Genomic DNA, 214 nt, shown 5'->3' with positions numbered 1-214 from the left:
TGACGATTATCTAAATTGGTTAATATTTCCTCTGGTGTTTCACCTTAAATCAATCCCTAAATGGTTAACTAATTCAGCTTCACCTTTTTCATTAACCCGAGCATAAAGGGATAATTGACGATTATCTAAATTGGTTAATATTTCCTCTGGTGTTTCACCTTAAATCAATCCCTAAATGGTTAACTAATTCAGCTTCACCTTTTTCATTAACCCG

At 33.2% G+C, this 214-nt stretch carries 1 pseudogene; it reads right to left on the bottom strand.

Going from position 1 to position 214, the window contains the following annotated elements:
* Positions 1–117 precede the first annotated feature (117 nt).
* Positions 118–214, bottom strand: a pseudogene (locus BHE89_RS27340) (hypothetical protein); the annotation flags it as partial.

This window comes from Shigella sp. FC1967 (assembly GCF_001743005.1).
Taxonomy (GTDB): Bacteria; Pseudomonadota; Gammaproteobacteria; order Enterobacterales; family Enterobacteriaceae; genus Proteus.
The sequence above is the reverse complement of the archived record's forward strand: the minus strand, read 5'-3'. Positions and strand labels throughout refer to the sequence as shown.